Source organism: Caulobacter sp. GW821-FHT09A05, assembly GCF_059418465.1.
In genome coordinates this window covers 298,345-316,810 of record NZ_JBWKPX010000001.1, presented here as the reverse complement: position 1 = coordinate 316,810, position 18,466 = coordinate 298,345, and the positions used below count along the sequence as shown (strand labels likewise).

At 68.8% G+C, this 18,466-nt stretch carries 18 protein-coding genes; 5 read left to right on the top strand and 13 right to left on the bottom strand.

What is annotated here, in order from left to right:
- Window positions 1-94: 94 nt before the first annotated feature.
- From AC07NX_RS01420 to AC07NX_RS01400, 5 genes are read left to right on the top strand one after another with little or no spacing between them, the layout of a single operon-like run.
- On the top strand, window positions 95-418 hold the full coding sequence (locus tag AC07NX_RS01420; protein ID WP_494638444.1) for an ArsR/SmtB family transcription factor: 324 nt from the start codon (window positions 95-97) through the stop codon (window positions 416-418).
- Window positions 415-846, top strand: a complete 432-nt coding sequence (locus AC07NX_RS01415; protein ID WP_494638442.1) for an SRPBCC family protein — start codon at window positions 415-417, stop codon at window positions 844-846. The genes AC07NX_RS01420 and AC07NX_RS01415 overlap by 4 nt, the downstream gene beginning before the upstream one ends.
- Before the next feature lie 52 nt (window positions 847-898).
- Complete coding sequence (locus tag AC07NX_RS01410) at window positions 899-1,108, top strand: hypothetical protein (protein ID WP_494638441.1); 210 nt, start codon at window positions 899-901, stop codon at window positions 1,106-1,108.
- Between the two features lie 11 nt (window positions 1,109-1,119).
- Window positions 1,120-1,539, top strand: a complete 420-nt coding sequence (locus AC07NX_RS01405) for a DUF1801 domain-containing protein (RefSeq protein WP_494638439.1) — start codon at window positions 1,120-1,122, stop codon at window positions 1,537-1,539.
- A 25-nt stretch (window positions 1,540-1,564) separates the two neighbouring features.
- Window positions 1,565-1,978, top strand: coding sequence for a DUF1801 domain-containing protein (locus AC07NX_RS01400; RefSeq protein ID WP_494638437.1), 414 nt, complete (start codon window positions 1,565-1,567; stop codon window positions 1,976-1,978).
- A gap of 59 nt (window positions 1,979-2,037) precedes the next feature.
- Here AC07NX_RS01400 and AC07NX_RS01395 read toward each other — a convergent pair whose 3' ends face one another.
- The 13 genes from AC07NX_RS01395 to araD1 all read right to left on the bottom strand — a co-directional run bounded on the left by AC07NX_RS01395 (window position 2,038) and on the right by araD1 (window position 18,184).
- Entirely contained in the window at window positions 2,038-2,433 is a 396-nt protein-coding gene (locus AC07NX_RS01395; RefSeq protein ID WP_494638435.1) for an Ohr family peroxiredoxin, read from the bottom strand.
- A gap of 161 nt (window positions 2,434-2,594) precedes the next feature.
- Window positions 2,595-3,098 (bottom strand): GNAT family N-acetyltransferase, encoded by a 504-nt coding sequence (locus AC07NX_RS01390; protein WP_494638433.1) that lies wholly within the window; start codon window positions 3,096-3,098, stop codon window positions 2,595-2,597.
- 43 nt (window positions 3,099-3,141) lie between these two features.
- Window positions 3,142-4,296 (bottom strand): aldose epimerase family protein, encoded by a 1,155-nt coding sequence (locus AC07NX_RS01385; protein ID WP_494638431.1) that lies wholly within the window; start codon window positions 4,294-4,296, stop codon window positions 3,142-3,144.
- 146 nt (window positions 4,297-4,442) lie between these two features.
- Window positions 4,443-5,462, bottom strand: coding sequence for an arabinan endo-1,5-alpha-L-arabinosidase (locus AC07NX_RS01380; protein WP_494638429.1), 1,020 nt, complete (start codon window positions 5,460-5,462; stop codon window positions 4,443-4,445).
- A 56-nt stretch (window positions 5,463-5,518) separates the two neighbouring features.
- Complete coding sequence (locus AC07NX_RS01375) at window positions 5,519-8,377, bottom strand: TonB-dependent receptor (RefSeq protein WP_494638427.1); 2,859 nt, start codon at window positions 8,375-8,377, stop codon at window positions 5,519-5,521.
- Between the two features lie 338 nt (window positions 8,378-8,715).
- The gene (gene arfA, locus AC07NX_RS01370) at window positions 8,716-10,227 is read right to left on the bottom strand and encodes an arabinosylfuranosidase ArfA (RefSeq protein ID WP_494638425.1); all 1,512 of its coding nucleotides are present in this window, start codon (window positions 10,225-10,227) and stop codon (window positions 8,716-8,718) included.
- 15 nt (window positions 10,228-10,242) lie between these two features.
- The gene (locus AC07NX_RS01365) at window positions 10,243-11,553 is read right to left on the bottom strand and encodes an extracellular solute-binding protein (RefSeq protein ID WP_494638423.1); all 1,311 of its coding nucleotides are present in this window, start codon (window positions 11,551-11,553) and stop codon (window positions 10,243-10,245) included.
- Window positions 11,550-12,398 (bottom strand): carbohydrate ABC transporter permease, encoded by an 849-nt coding sequence (locus AC07NX_RS01360; RefSeq protein ID WP_494638421.1) that lies wholly within the window; start codon window positions 12,396-12,398, stop codon window positions 11,550-11,552. Before AC07NX_RS01360 ends, AC07NX_RS01365 begins: the two co-directional genes overlap by 4 nt.
- Window positions 12,395-13,291, bottom strand: coding sequence for a carbohydrate ABC transporter permease (locus AC07NX_RS01355; protein ID WP_494638420.1), 897 nt, complete (start codon window positions 13,289-13,291; stop codon window positions 12,395-12,397). The genes AC07NX_RS01360 and AC07NX_RS01355 overlap by 4 nt, the downstream gene beginning before the upstream one ends.
- Window positions 13,288-14,385 (bottom strand): ABC transporter ATP-binding protein, encoded by a 1,098-nt coding sequence (locus tag AC07NX_RS01350; RefSeq protein ID WP_494638418.1) that lies wholly within the window; start codon window positions 14,383-14,385, stop codon window positions 13,288-13,290. Before AC07NX_RS01350 ends, AC07NX_RS01355 begins: the two co-directional genes overlap by 4 nt.
- 340 nt (window positions 14,386-14,725) lie before the next feature.
- The gene (locus AC07NX_RS01345; protein ID WP_494638416.1) at window positions 14,726-16,252 is read right to left on the bottom strand and encodes an aldehyde dehydrogenase (NADP(+)); all 1,527 of its coding nucleotides are present in this window, start codon (window positions 16,250-16,252) and stop codon (window positions 14,726-14,728) included.
- 13 nt (window positions 16,253-16,265) lie between these two features.
- The gene (locus tag AC07NX_RS01340) at window positions 16,266-17,192 is read right to left on the bottom strand and encodes a Gfo/Idh/MocA family protein (RefSeq protein ID WP_494638414.1); all 927 of its coding nucleotides are present in this window, start codon (window positions 17,190-17,192) and stop codon (window positions 16,266-16,268) included.
- Window positions 17,189-18,184, bottom strand: a complete 996-nt coding sequence (araD1, locus tag AC07NX_RS01335; RefSeq protein ID WP_494638412.1) for an AraD1 family protein — start codon at window positions 18,182-18,184, stop codon at window positions 17,189-17,191. Before araD1 ends, AC07NX_RS01340 begins: the two co-directional genes overlap by 4 nt.
- Between the last annotated feature and the right edge of the window lie 282 nt (window positions 18,185-18,466).

The window sequence follows — 18,466 nt, the reverse complement described above, 5'->3', positions numbered from 1 at the left end:
CGCCCGCCGACTTTGAGATTTTTCACGAGCGATCTTGACCAATTCATAACTTCGTAGTTATGAGTAATTCATAGCCAACGGGTTATTAGTTCCCATGACCGACGCTCACGACGTGCTCTTCAGGACGCTCGCCGATCCCACCCGGCGGGGGATCTTCGAGCGGCTGTGCCGCGACGGCGAGCAGACCGTCGGGGCCCTGACGGCCGTCGCGGGGGTCTCGCAGCCGGCGGTCTCCAAGCATCTGGGTGTGCTCAAGCAGGCCGGCCTCGTCAGCGATCGTCATGAAGGCCGCCAGACGCACTACAGCGCCCAGCTGAACGCCCTGGCCCCGTTGGTGGACTGGACAAGCCGCATGGCCGGGTTCTGGGAGACCCGGTTCGACAGCCTCGAAGACCTGCTCAACAGGATGGACCAATGACCAGCACCGCGACGCAAACCCGTTCCGTCGTCGTCGAACGCGACATCGCTCATCCGCCCGAAAAGCTCTGGCGCGCCCTGACCCAGCCGCACCTGATGGAGGAATGGCTGATGAAGAACGACTTCAAGCCCGTGGTGGGCCACGGCTTCCAACTGCGCGGCGAGTGGGGCGGGGTGCTGGACTGCGAGGTCCTGGCCGTCGAGCCTCACAGGATCCTGTCCTACACCTGGAACCACGCGCACGAGGACGCGGCCTACAACCTCCAGAGCGTGGTGACCTTCACCCTGACCCCGACTAGCACGGGCACGCGCCTGCGCGTGGAGCAGGCCGGTTTCCATCCCGACCAGAAGCAGGCCTACGGCGGCGCTCACGCTGGTTGGAAGTCGTTCCTGGGCGCGCTGGACCAGGTCCTGGACCGGCTGGACTGAGCCGCGGCCTCCCGCCTGTCTTCACAAGGCCCATCTTCAGAAGGAGAGTCCCTTGAGCGCCCTCATCCGCCAGATCCATCGCTGGCTGTCCATCCTCTTCACGGCCGGCGTCATCGGCTACATGATCGTCATGACCCAGGGCCAGCCTCCATACTGGGTCGGCCTGTTCGCCCTGGTTCCGCTGATCCTGCTGCTGGTCAGCGGCCTGTACATGTTCGTGCTGCCCTATGTCGCCAAGGGGCGCGGACGGGCGAACGGGTAGGAGGACGCACCGTGGCCGAGGAGCGGTCCGAGCCTAAACTGCTGTCGGGCGGCAATCCCCAGATCGCCAAGGGCCACGGCGACGCGCCGGTGCAGGCCTATATCGCGGCCATGCCGGGCTGGAAAAGCCAGGTCGGGCGCAGGCTCGACGCCCTGATCGAAGGCGCGGTTCCCGGGGTGCGCAAGGCGGTGAAATGGAACTCGCCGTTCTATGGCGTCGAGGAGAAGAGCTGGTTCCTCGCCGTCCACTGCTACGCGAAGTACGTCAAGGTGGCCTTCTTCCGGGGCGCGGCGCTGCAGCCCCCGCCGCCGGTCGCCTCCAAGCAGAAGGATGTGCGCTATTTCCACGTCCACGAGGACGACACGATCGACGAGGCCCGTTTCACCGACTGGGTGAGACAGGCCAGCCAATTGCCCGGTGAACGCATGTGAGCCGCCAGTACAAGGTGAGACAACTATGAAGAAGACCATGGGCGGGACGCCGGAAGGGCCGCCTTCCGAACTGATCGACAAGGCCATCGCGGCGCTGGACGACTGGCGCGGCGAGACCCTGGCCCGGATCCGTGAGCTGATCCGCGAGGCCGACCCAGACGTGGTCGAGGAGTGGAAATGGGGGATTCCGGTCTGGTCCCACGACGGCATCGTCTGCACCGGCGAGACCTACAAGGCCGCCGTGAAGACGACGTTCGCCAAGGGCGCGTCGGTGGAGGATCCCTCGGGTCTGTTCAATTCCAGCCTGGAAGGGGCCACCCGGCGGGCCATCGACTTCCGCCAGGGCGAGGCGATCGACGAGGCGGCGTTCAAGGCGCTGATCCGCGCCGCCGTGGCGCTGAACGTCTCGACGCGGAAGGCGCCGAAGAAGCGCGCCTGAAGGGCACGCCTGGGAGGTTGGGCCTGCCCCGGTCGCGGGGGCAGGCCCGGTCGCCTCGGTCAAGCAAGGGTGGTGGTGACGTCGATATTGCCGTGGACCGCCTTGGAATAGGGGCAGATCCCATGCGCCGCCTCGATCAGGCGCTGGGCCGTCTCGCGGTCGACGCCCGGCAGGCTGACGTCGAGGCGGGCGCGCAGGAAGAAGGCGCCGGCGTCGTTGACCAGGTCGATCTCGGCGTCGACCGAGGGCTCGACCGGCAGCGTCACCTTCTGTTGGCCGGCGGCCAGCTGGAGGGCGCCGATGTAGCAGGCCGACCAGGCGGCGCCGAACAGGTTTTCAGCGGCGGGGTGAGGTTGCGCCAGCTTGATGTCCAGGAAGCCGTCGCTGCTGCGCGCCGCGCCGTCGCGGCCGGCCGTGATGTGGGTCTTGCCGGTGAAGAGAACCTTGGCGGTCATGGGAAATCTCCTTTCAATGTCATGTTAACTCGTATCCGTTTTAATCGGATACGAGTTAACTGGGCGTGACCTCCCGCATCGTCAAGTCTGTCGATTAAATCGGATGCGATTTATTTCGCGGCACGGCCGGTGCATCCGGCCTGGGCGCCGGTTTCCCGGGATCAGTCCGGCGTCGTTCCCGGGAGGCGCAGCCTCAACCGCATGAACACCGTGCCGTCCGGCGTCGGCGCGTAGTAGGGGCCGGTGCGTTCGAAGCCCAGGGTGTCGTAGAGCCGCATGGCGGTGGTCATGCTGGGCAGGGTGTCCAGCCGAAGCTCGTCGTAGCCGAGGGCGCGGGCCGCCTGGATCACCGCCTGAGCCAAGGCCTTGCCCAGCCCCAGACCCCGCGCGGCCGGCGAAAGATAGAGGCGCTTCATCTCGCAGCAGCCGTCGGGCGGGATCGGGCGCAGGCCCACGCAGCCCAGCGGCGCGCCGGCGGCGTTGCGCGCCAGCAGCAGCTCGCCCTTCGGCGGAGCGTACTGGCCGGGCAGGCCGGCCAGTTCACGGCTGAAGTCCTGGTAGCCCAGATCGACGGCCAGGGTGGCGACATAGGCCTCGAACAGCGCGACGACCGCCGCCAGGTCGCCGGCGGCGCGGACGGGGCGGATGGAGAAGCCTGTCGCCATGCGGGGATGGGAACAGACTTCTCCGCCGTCCGGCAAGGCCGCTCTATTTCTTGTCGGTCGTCAGCTTGAAGATCATGACGTTGCTGTACTTCTGGCCCGGGTCCAGCCGCACCGACGCGAAGGCCGGCTTGTTGGGGGCGTCGGGGAAGTGCTGCGGCTCCAGGGCGATGCCGTCGCCCTGGCGATAGATCTTGCCGCTCTTGCTGACCGTGGTGCCGTCGATGAAGTTGCCGCTGTAGAACTGGATGCCCGGCTGGTCGCTGAGGATCTCCAGCACCCGGCCGCTCTTGGGGTCGGCCAGGCGCGCGGCCAAGCGCGGGGCGCCGCCAGCCTTGCCGGTCAGCACCATGTTGTGGTCGTAGCCGCGGCCGATGACCATCTGCGGATCGCTGGCGTCGCGGACGCGGTCGCCGATCACCTGGGGCTTGCGGAAATCGAACGGCGTGCCGGCCACGGGCGTGATCTGGCCGGTCGGGATCAGCTCGGCGTCGACCGGCGTGTAGCCGTCGGACGCCAGGGTCAGCACATTGCCCATCGCCCCGTCGGCCGAGCCTTCGCCCGCGACGTTGAACAGGGCGTGGTTGGTCAGGTTGACGATGGTCGGCTTGTCGGTGGTGGCGCCGTAGGTGATCGTCAGCTGGTTCGCTTCGTCCAGGGCGTAGGTCGCCGTGGCGGTCAGGGTTCCGGGATAGCCTTCCTCGCCGTCGGGGCTGACATAGGTGAAGGTGACCGAGGCGACCGGGCCGCGCTTGACGTCGGCGACCTTCCAGACCTGCTTGTCGAAGCCCTTGGGCCCGCCGTGCAGGGCGGCCACGCCGTTGTTGTTCAGGGCCAGTTGGTAGGTCTTGCCGTCCAGGGTGAAGCGGCCCTTGCCGATGCGGTTGGCGAACCGGCCGACCGAGGCCCCGAAATAGCTGGCGTTCTTGGCGTAGGCCTCGGCGTCCTTGAAGCCCAGGGCGATGTCGGCCTTGGTCCCGTCGCGGCCCGGCGCGACCAGCGACTGCAGGGTGGCGCCGTAGGTGATCACCGTGGCGCTGACGCCCTTGCCATTGGTCAGGGTTATGGCCTCGACCTCGGCGCCGTCGGGCGTCTTGCCGAACGGGGCGCGGGCGTAGTCGGCCGCGAAGGCTCCCGCCGGAAGGGCGATGGCGGTGGCGGCCAGGAGGGCGCCGGTCAGTTTGCGGCCTGAAGTCTTCATGGGGTTCCTCGTTCCAACGATCGCGAGCGGCTCTGTATGGCGCTTGGCGATCATATAGTCCGACAATTGGAGCCTGTGCAATCGAAGCTCGGCGGAAAGGGCGAACGCCCGTCCCAGATCGGGCCAGGTCCATGCGGGAGAAGGATTCAGAGGGCCACCGGCCACCCGTCGTCGGTCCAGCCCAGGGGCTGGATGCGCAGGGTGGGGACGCCGCCCTTCCGGGCGTCGTAGGCGTGGTAGACGATGTGCTCGCGGCCTGCGTCGCGCAGCACCGCGACGTGGCCCGGCCCCTTGAAGCGCCTGGCCGGATCCAGGTCGGCGTGCAGCACGATGAAGCCACCCCCCTTCATCATCGCCTTGCCGTCGCGGTCGACATAGGGGCCCGCCACGGCCTTCGCGCGGCCGACCACGGTGTAGTAGGTGCTGTCGGCGCCCCGGCAGCAGAAGTCGAACGAGGCGAACAGGTAGAACCAGCCGTCGCGCTCGACGATGCAGGGCGCCTCGATCGCGCCGGGGCGGGGCCGGGCGGCGATCGCCGCCGGGGTCGCGCCGGGCCTGGGCTTGCTGGTCGTCGGATCGATCTCGACCAGCTTGAGGCCCGACCAGAAGCTGCCGAAGCTCATCCAGACGCGGCCATCGCCCGTGGCGACAATGTTGGGGTCGATGGCGTTGAAGTCGTCGCCCGGTCCGGACGCGAAGACGACGCCCTCGTCGCGCCAGCCGAAGGCCGGGTCGGCCCGGTCCAGGGTCGCGGTGGTCTGGAGGGCGATGGCCGAGCGGTTCTTCCCGAACGTCGAGAGCGCGTAATAGAGGTGGTAGCGGCCGTTGATCAGGCTGATGTCCGGCGCCCAGGCCCCGCGCACGCCCGGAACCTCGCGCTGCGCCCAGTCGGGCAGGGTTGGCATGACCGCGCCGACCAGGGTCCAGCTCACAAGATCGGGCGAGGTGCGCCAGTGGATCAGGCCGGGCTTCTGGTTGGCCTGGCTGGTGCAGAACAGATGATAGGTTCCGCCTTGCCGGATGATGCAGGGATCGTGGACGGGCGCCAGGTCGCCGGTCATTCGGTCGTCGAGGCCGGCGGCGGCGGCCGGATAGGCGACCGGCGCGGTGGCGGCGACGGCGGTCGCGCCGAGGGCCCCGGCTAGCGCATTTCGGCGGGTCAGCATCGCGCGGCCCTCGGGCTTGAACGTCGCCCGGCGGCCCAGCCGCCGGGCGCGCGCACCTAGTTGAACGAGTAGCGCAGGCCGACCGCGAAGGTCCGGCTCAGGATGGTCGAGCCGAAGTTGTCGGTCTTGGGACCGCCCGCGTCGCCGAAGGCGTAATAGGACTGGCTCAGCTCGTCGGTCAGGTTCACCGCGTCGAAAGTCACGGAGATCTTGTCGCGGATCTGGTAGCTCAGCTGGAAGTCCAGGCTTTTCTCCGGCTTGCGCCAGATGCCGATCGGGTTGGCGAACAGCGCGGCCTCGTTGTTGTTGAGGAAGTCGTCGCGCCAGACATAGGACAGGCGCGCGCCGATCGGGCCGCGCTCGTAGGCCAGGGTGACGTTGTAGGAGAGGTCCGAGACGCCGAAGAACGAGGTCTCCTGCTCGCCGATGATGTCGCCGGCCGCGTTGGTCAGCGGGACGTTCTGCGACGACTTCAGCTTGGTCAGGCTGCCCTGGACGCCCAGGCCCTTGAGCACGCCGGGCAGGTAGTCCGGGAAGTAGATCAGGCCGACCTCCAGGCCCTTGAGCACGCCATCCGACGCGTTGACCGGCTGGCTGATCACGAACGAGTTGGTGTTCTGGCCGCTGTTGGGGATGGTCTGCAGGCGGCGCAGCGGCACCACCAACCCGTCGATCTCGCGGCGGAAGGCCGTGGCGTAGAGGGCGCTGCCCCGCGAGAAATACCACTCTGCGGTCAGGTCGTAGTTGGTGGCCCGGGTGGCCTTCAGGTCGGGATTGCCGCCCGAGCCCGAGCCGTAGCCGACATTGGTCAGGTCGCCGGTCAGGTTGTAGTTCGGGTTCAGGTCGGTGAAGTTTGGCCGCCGCAGGGTCTTGCCGTAGTTGAAGCGCAGGGTCACGTCCTCAGCGATGTCGTAGCGCAGCGTGAAGCTGGGCAGCAGGTCGTCGACCTTGGCCGAGGCCAGCTTCTGGGCGCCGGTCAGCTGGTCGTTGAACGCCATGTCGGTGTCGACATCGACATAGCGCAGGCCGGCTTGGGCTTTCAGCGGACGGCCGAACAGGTCGTGCTCAAGGTCGACCTGGACGTAGGCGGCGGTCGTGGCCTCGTCGATGTTGAAGTTCGTGAACAGCCGCAGCTGATCGGTCGTCCTGAAGTTCGGATTGACCGTCTTGTAGAGCGCCCGGATCTCGGTGGCGTGGTCGCGCAGATAGTAGCCGTTGGCCAGCACCCACGAGGTCGGCACGTCCGAGCGGCCGTCGAAGAAGTCCTTGTTGGTGAACCGCAGACCGGGATCCAGCGTGCTGAGCGGACGGCCCAGGAAGCCGTCCTGGTTCCGCTGGGCTTCGGAGGCGCCGCGGTCGTCGAAGCGATAACCGAACTTCAGTGTCTTCAGCGGCCCCCATTCAGCGTCGTAGACGCCGTCGAACGACAGGGTGATCGCGTCGCCCTTGTTGCGATTGGCGTTGTCATAGAACTGGGCGACGTTCCACTGGGCCGGGTCGGTCAGCAGGGCGTTGTTGTCGAACTTGAAGGCCGTCACCCCGTTGCCGGGGTTGAAGTCGACCGAGATCGAGTTGGCGACGCGGTCGGTGCGCATGGCCAGGAACTGCGAGCTGAACTCGCTGTTCTGGTACGAGAAGTCGCCGGTCACCCGCAGCCGGTCGCCGATGTCCCACTTTCCGTTCAGGGCGTAGACGTAGCTGTCGGTCTTGGCGCTGGTCAGGTCGCCGCTGTTGAAGCCGTAGACCGAGCCCACGGTGCGCGACTTGATGATGTTTGTGCCGGGATACAGCGTGTAGCTCGAGGCCGGATTGGCGCCCAGGTCGCCCCACCAGTCGACGAACGAGAACAGCAGGCTGTTGAACGTGGTGTTGCGGTAGCCGTCGTAGAAGAATTCGAACGTGTATTCCGAGCGGTCGTTCGGCGCGAACTGCAGGGCCAGGTTGACGGCCGGGCGCTTGCGATCGCCATAGAAATCGCTGGCGAACACCGCGTCACGGGACAGCAGATAGGGCGTGGCCACGCCGTTGATGGTCATGGTCGAGCCAGCGGCGCTGGGCAGGCCGCTGTTCGAACCGGGAACCCACAGCTGCTGGCCGGGCGCGCGGCCGTCCGTGGGCTGGATGCGCTCCAGCGGGGTCCAGCCGGCGGCCGGGGTGGCGGTCATGAACGGCACCAGGGCGCCCGCGGTGACGCTCTGATCGCGGAACTTGGTTCGAGCGTAGCTGACGCTAAGCAGGGCGCCGACCTCGCCCGCCCCGACCTGCCAGCGGTTGCTCGCCAGGGCGCTGAGGTTGGGATTAATCTTGTCGGCCTGCTCGTGCCAGATGCCTCGCGCCGCCAGGGAAAGGGCCGGGCCATTGAAGTCGAACGGGCGGCGCGTGGCGACGTCGACCTGGCCGGCGATGCCGGTCTCGATCTGCTCGGCGGCGCGGGTCTTGTAGACGTCGATCCGCTTGACCAGGTTGGCCGGAATGTCCTGCAGGGCGAATTGGCGGCCCGAGGCGGTGAAGACGTTGCGGCCGTTCCAGGTGGTGGTGATATCCGGCATGCCCCGGATCGAGATCGCCGCCGCCTCGCCGCCGGAACGATTGGTCACCTGCACGCCGGCGACCCGCTGCAGGGCCTCCACGACGTTGTTGTCAGGCAATTTACCGATGTCCTCGGCCACCACCGATTCGACGACCTGACTGGATTGGCGCTTGATCATCAGGCCTTTTTCGAGGCTGGCCCGGATGCCCCGCACCACGACTTCCTCGACCTCGGTCGGGTCATCCTTGGGAGCGGCCGCGCCCTGCTGGTCTTGGGCTTGAGCGCCGCTCGCGGCGCCGAGCACCAGCGCCGAGACCGCCGCCGAAAGCAGCCATGCGCGCCGCTCGGTCGCCTGACGGCGCGTGGATGTAGAGTGGATCGTCATCAATTTCCCTCCCAGGTCACCATCACCCCGTCTGTGCGGAGTTGTTCAATCCGGTCATCTTGTCTGACAAATGCAGTTACCGCAAGGCTGTTGCCTCTTCGACGTCAGCCGATCGAGTGGAACGAAATTCCCCTGGTTTGGCCCACGGCGCGGCGATGATCTCGACCGATCAAGGGCGAACACCGCCAAGACCATGTGAGTTCGGAGAGTCGATCGCGATTTGCGCCTCGGGCGCACGGGTCCCGAGCGGGATGCGGGGCTGAGGCTTGAACGACCGCTTTCCTGGTCAGACAAATATATCGCCCGGCCCCTGATTGGTCAGGCCAGAAACCGTTGCGTCACCCCCGCGCCAGGCTGATCACGTTCCAGGACTGGCGCTTCAGCGTCGCCGTCAGGCGGCCGCCTTCCAGCCTGGTGGTCGGGTTGGCGACCGGCGAGACGGCGTCCGGCGCAGCCTTGGTGTTGGTTCTCTTCAGGTCCGGATCGTGCAGCTGGGTCGAACTGGCGATCACCAGGTCGTCGGCGACGCCCCGCAGGTCGACGGACAGGTCCATGTCGTCGGTGACGCTGCGGTTCAGGGCGAACAGGGCAGCCGCGCCGGTGTCGGGATCGCGGACGATCGTGGCCAGCAGGCTGGGGACCTCGCCGTGGGCCTTGGTCGGGAACGTGCCGGTCTCGACCTTCAGCCGCAGCACCTCGCCGCGGCCGTGGCGGGCGCAGTCGGCGAACGGGTGGAAGATGGTCTGGCGCCAGGCCGGGCCGCCGGTCTCGGTCATGATCGGGCCGATCACATTGACCAGCTGGGCCAGGCACCCGGCCTTCACCCGGTCGGCGTTGTTCATCATCACGATCAGGCAGCCGCCCACCACCAGGGCGTCCTCGTGATTGTAGACCTCCTCGATCAGCGGCGGGGCTTCCGGCCAGCCGGGCTGCTTCAGGTCGTCGGGGCCGCTGGCCTTGTACCAGACGTTCCATTCGTCCAGCGACAGCATGATCCGCTTCTTGGAGCGGCGCTTGGCGGCCACGGCGTCGGCGATCGACGCCACCTCGCGGATGAAGTGGTCCAGGTCGTCGATCGTGGCCAGGAACTCGTGGATGTCGTCGGAATCGTTGCGGCAGTAGTGGTGCAGCGAGATGTAGTCGACCTGGTCGAAGCACTGGTCCAGCACCTCGTATTCCCACTTGCCGTAGGTGGGCATGGCCCGCTGGGACGAGCCGCAGGCGGTCAGCTCGATCGTGGGGTCGACCCACTTCATCACCTTGCCGGTCTCCTGGGCGATGCGGCCGTACTCGGCCGAGGTCTTGGCGCAAATCTGCCAGGGGCCGTCCATCTCGTTGCCGATGCACCAGAACTTGACGCCATGCGGCTGCTCGTAGCCGTGCGCGCGGCGCAGGTCTGAATAGTGGGTCCCGCCCGGGTGGTTGCAGTATTCCAGGAAGTGGCGGGCCTCGTCGGTGCCGCGCGTGCCGACGTTCACCGCGAACATCGGCTCCAGCTGCGCCTTGCGGCACCAGGTGATGAACTCGTTGGTCCCGAACTGGTTGGTCTCGGTCGAGTGCCAGGCCAGGTCCAGGCGGACGGGACGATCCTCCTTGGGCCCGACGCCGTCTTCCCAGTTGTAGCCCGACAGGAAGTTGCCGCCCGGATAGCGGACGAGGGTGACGCCCAGCTCCCGGGTCAGGTCCAGCACGTCCTGGCGGAATCCCTCGGGCGTGGCCGTGGGGTGGCCGGGCTCGTAGATGCCGCCATAGACGCAGCGGCCCATGTGCTCGACGAAGGTCCCGAAGATCCGGCGATCCAGCGGGGCCACCACGAAGTCGGCGTCGGCGATGATCTTGGCGGTCAGCATGGCGGGCTCGTCTGGCTACAGAAGGTGGAACAGCAGGTCGTTGACGCGTCGCTCGGCGTCGACGAGGGCGGTGTCGATCGGTTTGCGGCCGGTGATGGCGCTGGCCATCTCGTCGCCGATGATGTCCTGGATGGCGAACTGGCGCTGCACCTGGGGCGGCAGGGTCTGGCCGATGGTCGCCAGGGGCGCGATGGCTCGGCGGTGGGGCAGGGCCGCGAAGCGCGGGCTGTCGATCACCGCCTGCATGGCCGGCAGGTGGCCGGTGCGCGACCAGTCGTAATCGTGGTCGGCCAGGAACTTCGCCAGGCGGTAGACCGCGGCGCGCTGCTGGGGCGTCCGGTCGCGATGCGGCACGACCCAGGCGTGGCCGTCGACGAAGGCGGCGTCCCGGGTTCCGAACAGGCGGGGATAGGGAACGACGGCATAGCCGCCCGACAGGGGCCGGCCCGGCGTGTGCGACTCCGCCTCGAACGTGCCGATCATCCAGGTGCCGACCAGATAGACTCCGCCGTCGCCGTTCATGAAGCCGCTGGTGGCGGCCGGATAGTCCTGGTCCTTGGTGGTCAGGTTCTCGTCGTAGAGCTGCTTGAACAGCGCCACGATCCGATGGGCTTGCGGCGTCGTCAGCTTGATGTGCTTGGGGTCGGGGAAGAACGCCGCGTCCTGGGTCATCAGCCAGGTGTAGAGGTTGCGGGTGTAGCTGGCCGTCTCGTTGGCCATGGCCTGGACCAGATAGGGCTTGCCGGTGGCGGCCCTGAACTGGCGGGCCTGGGCCAGCAGCTCGTCGGCGCTGGTCGGCAGGACCGGCTGGCCGTCCCTGACCAGCCCCGCCTGGCGGAACTGGTTCAGGTTGATGTGCCAGAGCGGCGCCCAGTTGTCGAAGGGCAGACCCCAGACCTGGCCGTTCTTGGTCACCCCCTCGCGGGCGGCGCGGGTGAAGGCGGCGGGGTCGACCCCGACGCTTTCCAGCCCCGGCCCCATCGGCTCGATCAGGCCGCGCGACTGGTAGTCGGAGATCGCCGACATGTGCATGGTCACCAGATCCGGCGGATCGCCGGCCGCGAACTGGGCCGACAGCTGGTCGTAGCCGGGCCAGGCGGCGATGTTGACCTTCAGCCGGATGTCCGGGTTCTCGCGCTGGAACTGATCCAGCAGGCCGGTGATGATCTCGCACTCGCCGTCGGGATTGCGCGCACCGGCCCCCGCCGAGCGGCACTCGCCGAAGATCCGCTGGACGGTGATCCGGGTGACGTCGTCGGGCTTGGCGCAGCCGAACAGGCTGAGGGCGGCGGCGGCGATCATGAAAATGCGGGGCAGGCGGCTCATCGCACCGCCGCTCCCGACACGGCCCGCACGATGTACTTCTGGAAGAACACGTAGACGACCAGGATCGGCGCGCTGGCGAACACCGCCTGGGCCATCAGGAAGCCCAGGCCGCTGGTCTGGGCGAAGTTGATCTGCGAGCTGGCCACGCCGACGGTCAGGGTGAACATCTCGCTGCGCGTCGCCGAGATCAGCGGCCACCAGTAGTCGTTCCACGACGACAGGAAGGTGAAGATGCCCAGGGTCGCCTGGGCGGGCAGGGTCAGGGGCAGCAGCACCTTCCAGAACACCTGCCGGCGACTGGCGCCGTCCAGCATCGCCGCCTCGTCCAGCTCGACCGGGATGGCCTTGAAGTACTGGGTCATCAGGAACACCCCGAACGGCGCGGCCAGGCCCGGCAGGATCAGGCCGGGATAGGTGTTGTGCAGGTGCAGGGCGGAGAACAGCTGGTGGCGGGTGATGATCACCGACTGCTCGGGCACGGCCAGGCCGAACAGCACCAGGGCGAACAGCCACCTGCGGCCCGGGAACTCCAGCCGAGCGAAGCCGTAGCCGGCCAGGGACGACAGGGCCAGCACGCCGGCGGTCGTGCACAGCGAGACCAGCAGGCTGTTGGCCAGCCAGCGGAACACCGTCGCCCGGGCCAGGATCGAACCGTAGTTCTCCAGGGTGTAGGGACCGCGGAACACCGAGGCCGTGTCGCGCAGCAACTCGCCGTTCGACTTCAGCGACAGGCCCACGGTCCACGCCAGCGGCAGGACCATGGCCACCGCGGCCAGGGTCAGGGCGGCCCAGCCCAGGGGGGCGATCCAGGGATTGCGCCCGGCGGCGCGGTCCAGGGCGCTCATCGGACCGCCGCCCCGTCACGCGGTGTCCTGTCACGGGTGGTGACGTACTGGAGGATCGTGGCGACCAGGATCAGGCCGAACAGGATCTCGGACGCGGCGGCCGCGTAGCCGATGTCCCAGCGCCGGAAGCCGACCTCGTAGATGAACAGCACGATCGGCCGCGAGGCGCCGTTGGGGCCGCCCTGGGTCAGCAGTTGGGCCTGGCCGAACAGCTGGAACTGCAGCACGCACTGGATGATCACCACCAGCACCAGGGTCCGGCGGATCGAGGGCAGGGTGATGCGGGTCAGGGTCTTCCACGGCCCGGCCCGGTCGAGGGCGGCGGCTTCGTAGAGCTCGGCCGGCACCTGCTGCAGGGCCGCCAGGTACAGCATCATCGGCAGGCCCAGGCACCACCAGACGGTGGTCAGGGCGATGGCGGGCAGCACCAGGTCGGGATGGCTGAGCAGCGGGATCGGTGGCCGCCCGACCGCGTGCAGCAGGTTGGCGATCAGTCCGCCGTCGGGGATCAGCACCAGTCGCCAGATCAGGGTGACGATGGTCACCGACAGCACCGACGAGCTGAAAAACACCCCGCGGAAGATGGCGGCGGCGCGGGTGGGGCGGTTCAGGGCGATGGCCAGGCCCAGGGCGATCACCGCCAGCGGCGGCACGGTCAGCAGCACGAACCAGAAGGTGTTGCGCACCGCCTGCAGGAACACCGTGTCGCGCAGCAGCCGGCCGAAGTTCTCGAGCCCGACGAACGCCTCGCCGCCGAACAGGTCGGCCTTGTGCAGGCTCAGCCACACGCCCGCCAGCAGCGGGTAGAGCAGCAGGGTCAGGTAGGCCAGCAGGTACGGCCCGACGAACAGGCCGTTGGTCCAGCGGCTCTTGCGGGGCGAGGCGGCGGTCATGGGCGGCCGTCCGCTGGCGACGGGCCGCGGTGGGCGCGGTCGTCGGCGTCGAACAGGTGCGTGGCGCTGTCCAGGGCCAGGCCGACCAGGTCGCCCATCGCCGCGCGGCTGGTCCCGGCGTCCTCAGCCGTGATCGCCGCGCCGTCGGCCAGGCGCAGATAGACCAGGGTGCGGTCGCCCAGCCGCTCGACGAACTCGACCCTGGCGTCGACCTGGCCAGCGCCCGGCGCGACGACCTTCACGGCCTCGGCCCGCAGGCCCAGGCGCCAGGCGGTGCTGGCGGGCAGGGCGGCGAGGGGGACTTCGGTGTCGATGCTCGCGCCGCCTGGCAGGGTCGCGCGGGCCAAGCCGTTGGGGCCCTCGCCCAGCGTCGCGTCCAGGAAGCTCATCGGCGGCGAGCCGACGAACGTGGCCACGAAGCGGTTGGCCGGACGGGCGTAGATCTCCATCGGCGTCCCGACCTGCTGGATGCGGCGGTCGCTCATCACCACGATGCGGTCGGCCAGGGTCATGGCCTCGACCTGGTCGTGGGTGACCAGGATCATCGTCGCCTGGACCCGGCGGCGCAGCTGGGCCAGCTCCAGCCGCGTGCGCATGCGCAGGGCGGCGTCGAGGTTGGAGAGCGGCTCGTCGAACAGGAACAGGTCGGGCTTCTTGACGATGGCCCGGCCGATGGCGACGCGCTGGCGCTGACCGCCCGACAGCTGGCCGGGCTTGGAGCGCAGGAAGCGCTCGATCTCCAGGATGCGGGCGGCCTCGGCCACGCGCGTCTCGATCTCGGCCTTGGGGACCTTCGCGTTGCGCAGGCCGAACGCCATGTTTTCGAAGATCGTCATGTGCGGGTAGAGGGCGTAGTGCTGGAACACCATGGCCACGCCGCGGTCGCCCGGCGGCAGCGGATCGACGCGCCGCTCGCCGATGTGGATCTGGCCCGTCTCGACGGTCTCGAGCCCGGCGATCATCCGCAGCAGGGTGGACTTGCCGCAGCCCGACGGGCCGAGGAAGGCGATGAACTCGCCGGAAGCGATGTCGAGGCGGATGTCGTCGAGCACGGCGACGGAACCGAAACTCTTGCTCAGATGGTCAAGCCGCACGCGCGCCACGCATCCACTCCCCGGACGGCCCGGCGGCGCGCAAGACGGAAGGGCGGCGTGAAGCCGTCGTTTCCTCCCGATCGCGCGGCGCCGAGCGCCTTTGTTTCCGCCCGCCTTGGCGGAGGGCTGGTTTGTCTGGGCTATTTACTCAGACAAAACGAGGATGGCGTTGAATCTCGCGTGGCGCAAGACGAAAAGTGGATGCGATCAAAGGGAACGCGGCCGGCGCTGGAACGCGCGAAGGCGAACATTACAATTGTCGGACTTAATATCCGCCCGGAGGCGGCGCGGGGATAGGCGCCTGCGCCCACCCCCGCTTCCGGATGAGCCGAGAGCCGCTCTACAGCACTCCGTCGATGGCCCGCCGCACGCCCAGCGGGTTGTCGGCCTTCAGCGCGGCCGGCAGCAGGGCGTCGGGGATGTCCTGGTAGCAGACCGGCCGCAGGAAGCGCTCGATGGCGCGCGTGCCGACCGAGGTGCCGCGCGGGTCGGAGGTGGCCGGGAACGGGCCGCCGTGGACCATGGCGTTGGAGACCTCCACGCCGGTGGGCCAGCCGTTGGCCAGGACGCGGCCGGCCTTGCGCTCCAGGATCGGCAGCAGGGGACGGGCGGCCTCGACGTCGGCGGGATCCATCTGCAGGGTGGCGGTCAGCTGGCCCTCCAGGCTTTCCAGCACCGTCGCCAGCTGGGCGGCGTCCTTGACCCGCACGATCAGCGACGACGAGCCGAACACCTCGTGGCTGAGCACCGCGTCGCGCTGGAAGGTCTCGGCGTCGACCGAGAACAGCGCGCCGACCGCCTGGTTGACGCCGTCGCCGACGCAGCCGCGCGCCAGCAGCTTGACCCCGTCGCGGTCGAGCAGCTGGTTCACGCCCTGCTCATAGGCGCCGAAGATGCCGGGCGTCAGCATGACCTGCGGCTGGGCGGCGGTCAGGGCGGCGATGGCGGCGGCCTCGAAGCGGTCGAGGTCGGGGCCATCGAGGGCGAAGATCAGGCCGGGGTTGGTGCAGAACTGGCCCGCGCCCATGGTCAGCGAGCCGATGAAGGCCGCGCCGAGGGCCTCGGCCCGGGCGGCCAGGGCGGCGGGCATCAGCACCACCGGATTGATGCTGCTCATCTCGGCGAAGACCGGGATCGGCTCGCGACGCTCGGCGGCGATCCGCATGAAGGCCACGCCGCCGGCCCGCGAGCCGGTGAAGCCCACGGCCTTGATGCGCGGATCGGCGACCAGGCCAGCGCCCAGGGTGCGCTGCTGGCCGATCAGGATGGAGAACACGCCGGCGGGCAGGCCGGCCGTCTTGATCGCCTTGTCGATCGCGCTCCCGACCATCGCGCCGGTGTTGGGGTGGGCCGAGTGGCCCTTGACGATCACCGGGCAGCCGGCCGCCAGGGCCGAGGCGGTGTCGCCGCCGCCGGTCGAGAAGGCCAGGGGGAAGTTGCTGGCGCCGAACACCACCACCGGGCCCAGCGGGATGAAGCGCTGGCGCAGGTCGGCGCGGGGCAGGGGCGTGCGCTCGGGCATGGCCGGGTCGATGCGCGCGCCGATCCAGTCGCCGCGCCGCACGACCTGGGCGAACAGCCGCAGTTGGCCGCAGGTGCGGCCGCGCTCGCCGGTGATGCGGGCCTGGGGCAGGCCGGTCTCGGCCATGGCCGTCTGGATCAGGTCATCGCCCAGCGCCTCGATCTCGGTGGCGATCGCCTCGAGGAAGGCGGCTCGGGTCTCAAGATCCGTCTCGCGATAGGTGTCGAACGCGGCGGCGGCGGCGGCGCAGGCCGCCTCGATCTGGGCGGCGCTGGGCTCTGGGAAGCTGGGGCCGAAGTGTTCGTTGGTGGCGGGGTTCAGGGCCCGCAGGGCGGCTTCGGCCATTAGCTGTCTCGCTCTATTCGATGAACGCTGGAGCGACGACCCGTCGACCCAGCAGGAAGGCGTCGGCGACGTGACGCAGCGGGCTGACGTCGACATCGCTGGCGGCGCCGGCCACCAGGCGCGCGAAGGCGTCGTAGAGGCCGGCATATTCGGCGTCCGGGCCCTCATGGAGCAGTTCGCCGTCGATGAACAGCTTGGCGCCGCCATGCGACAGCTTCAACACGCCGGCGTCGGTCTCGACGGCGATGTCCCAGCTCTGGGGCCCCGTCTGCAGGAAGTCGAACTCGGCCCGGACCGGGGCGCCGGCGGCGTCGACGAAATCCAGCTCGGCCTGGATTGGCGACTGGCAGTTCTCCGGCACGTGCAGCACCGCGCCGGTCAGGAAGAACGGCCGGGGCAGGATGGCGGTGGCGATCGACAGGGCGTTGATGCCGGGATCGAACACGCCCAGGCCGCCGGCCTCCCAGATCCAGGTCTGGCCCGGATGCCAGACGCGCACGTCCTCGCGCCAGTCGATGCGCACGGCCTTGATGGCCTTGTCGGCCAGCCAGGCGCGGGCGGGCGCCACGCCCTGGGCGTAGCGCGAGTGCCAGGTGGTCTGCAGGGTCAGGCCGCGCTCGGCGGCGGTCAGGCGCAGGTCCTCGACCTCGCTCAGCGTCGCGCCGGGCGGCTTCTCCAGCATCACGTGCTTGCCGGCCGCCAGGGCCAGGTGGGCCAGGGCGTGGCGCGGCTGCGGCGGGGTGCACAGCGACACCGCGTCGACCGCCACGTCGCTGGCCAGGAGATCGGCCAGGGTCGTGAAGTGGGCGACGCCGTCGAGGTCGGCGTTGCGGCTGACGATGGCGACCAGCTCGAAGCGGTCGTCGGCGGCGATGGCGGGCAGGTGCTGGTCGCGGGCGATCTTGCCCAGGCCAACGAGAGCCAGGCGGATCTTGCTCACAGGCTGCGCACCGTCACCGGCTTGTCCTGCGCCTGGGCCAGGGCGTTGTGGGTCGGATAGAGGAACGGCGCGGCGCCGATCTCGAACACGTCGCCGACCTGGGTCTGGAAGCCCTCCGAGAACGACAGGGTGGCCGTGCCGAAGAAGTGCACGTGAACGTCGCCCGGCTTGCGGAAGATGTCGTACTTGAAGTGGTGGTGCTCGAGGTTGGCGATCGTGTGGGACATGTTCGCCTCGCCCGACAGGAAGGGCTTTTCCCAGACCACCTGGCCGTCGCGCAGGATCTTGCTGGCGCCGCGCACGTCGGCCGGCAGGTCGCCGGTCAGCAGTTCGGGGCCCAGGGCCGCCTGGCGCAGCTTGGAGTGGGCCAGCCACAGATAGTTGCCGCGCTCGATGATGTGATCGGAGAACTCGTTGGCCAGGCAGAAGCCCAGGCGATGGGGCGTCCCGTCCGGGCCGATCAGGTAGACGCCGGCGATCTCCGGCTCCTCGCCGCCGTCCTTGGCGAAGGCGGGCGAGGTCAAGGCGGCGCCGTGGCCGACCACGTGCGAGCCGTCGCCCTTGTAGAACCACTCGGGCTGGGCTCCGACCTGGCCGGCGGCGGGCTTGCCGCCCTCGACGCCCATCAGGAACATCCGCATGGAATCGGTCAGCTGTTCCCCCGCCTGGGCGGCCTTGTGCATCTTGTCGCGGCCCTCGGCCGAGCCCAGGTGGGTCAGGCCGGTGCCGGTCAGCACCAGGTGGGCGGGATCGGGATGGTCGATCGGGGCCAGCACCCGGCCCTCGGCCAGGGCGGCGGGGATGTCGACCTCGGCGCCGAGCGGGTGGGCCTGGGCGGCCTCGGCCAGGGTGGCGCCGGCCGCCAGGGCGGCTTGCGCCAGGGCCAGCAGGGTGTCAGCCACCTCGACCTTCCGGGCCAGGCCCGAATCGTTGACCGCCGCGAGGATTCGCGCCCCGTCCTTTTCCTTCAGTTGCACGAACCGCAGCACCATGGCTGTCGCGACCTCCCAGCGGGTTTGGCTATTAAGTCGGACAAATAGCGATCTGCTGGGCGGTGTCAAACCCGGATCGACGCGGCGCGGCCAGGGGTGTCGCCAGGCCGGACGCCGTGATAGCACGGGAACCAGCGCAAACCCGCGCCGCGCCGGGGTTTGGCAATCATCGTACTTTTGGCGGGGAATTTGGCGGCGCGATCGACGGCCGGCTGCGAAATTCCTTGTCGGCGCATAAACTGTCTCGCTAGTGTCGCGCTGCGCCGGAGCGGCGGACGGGCG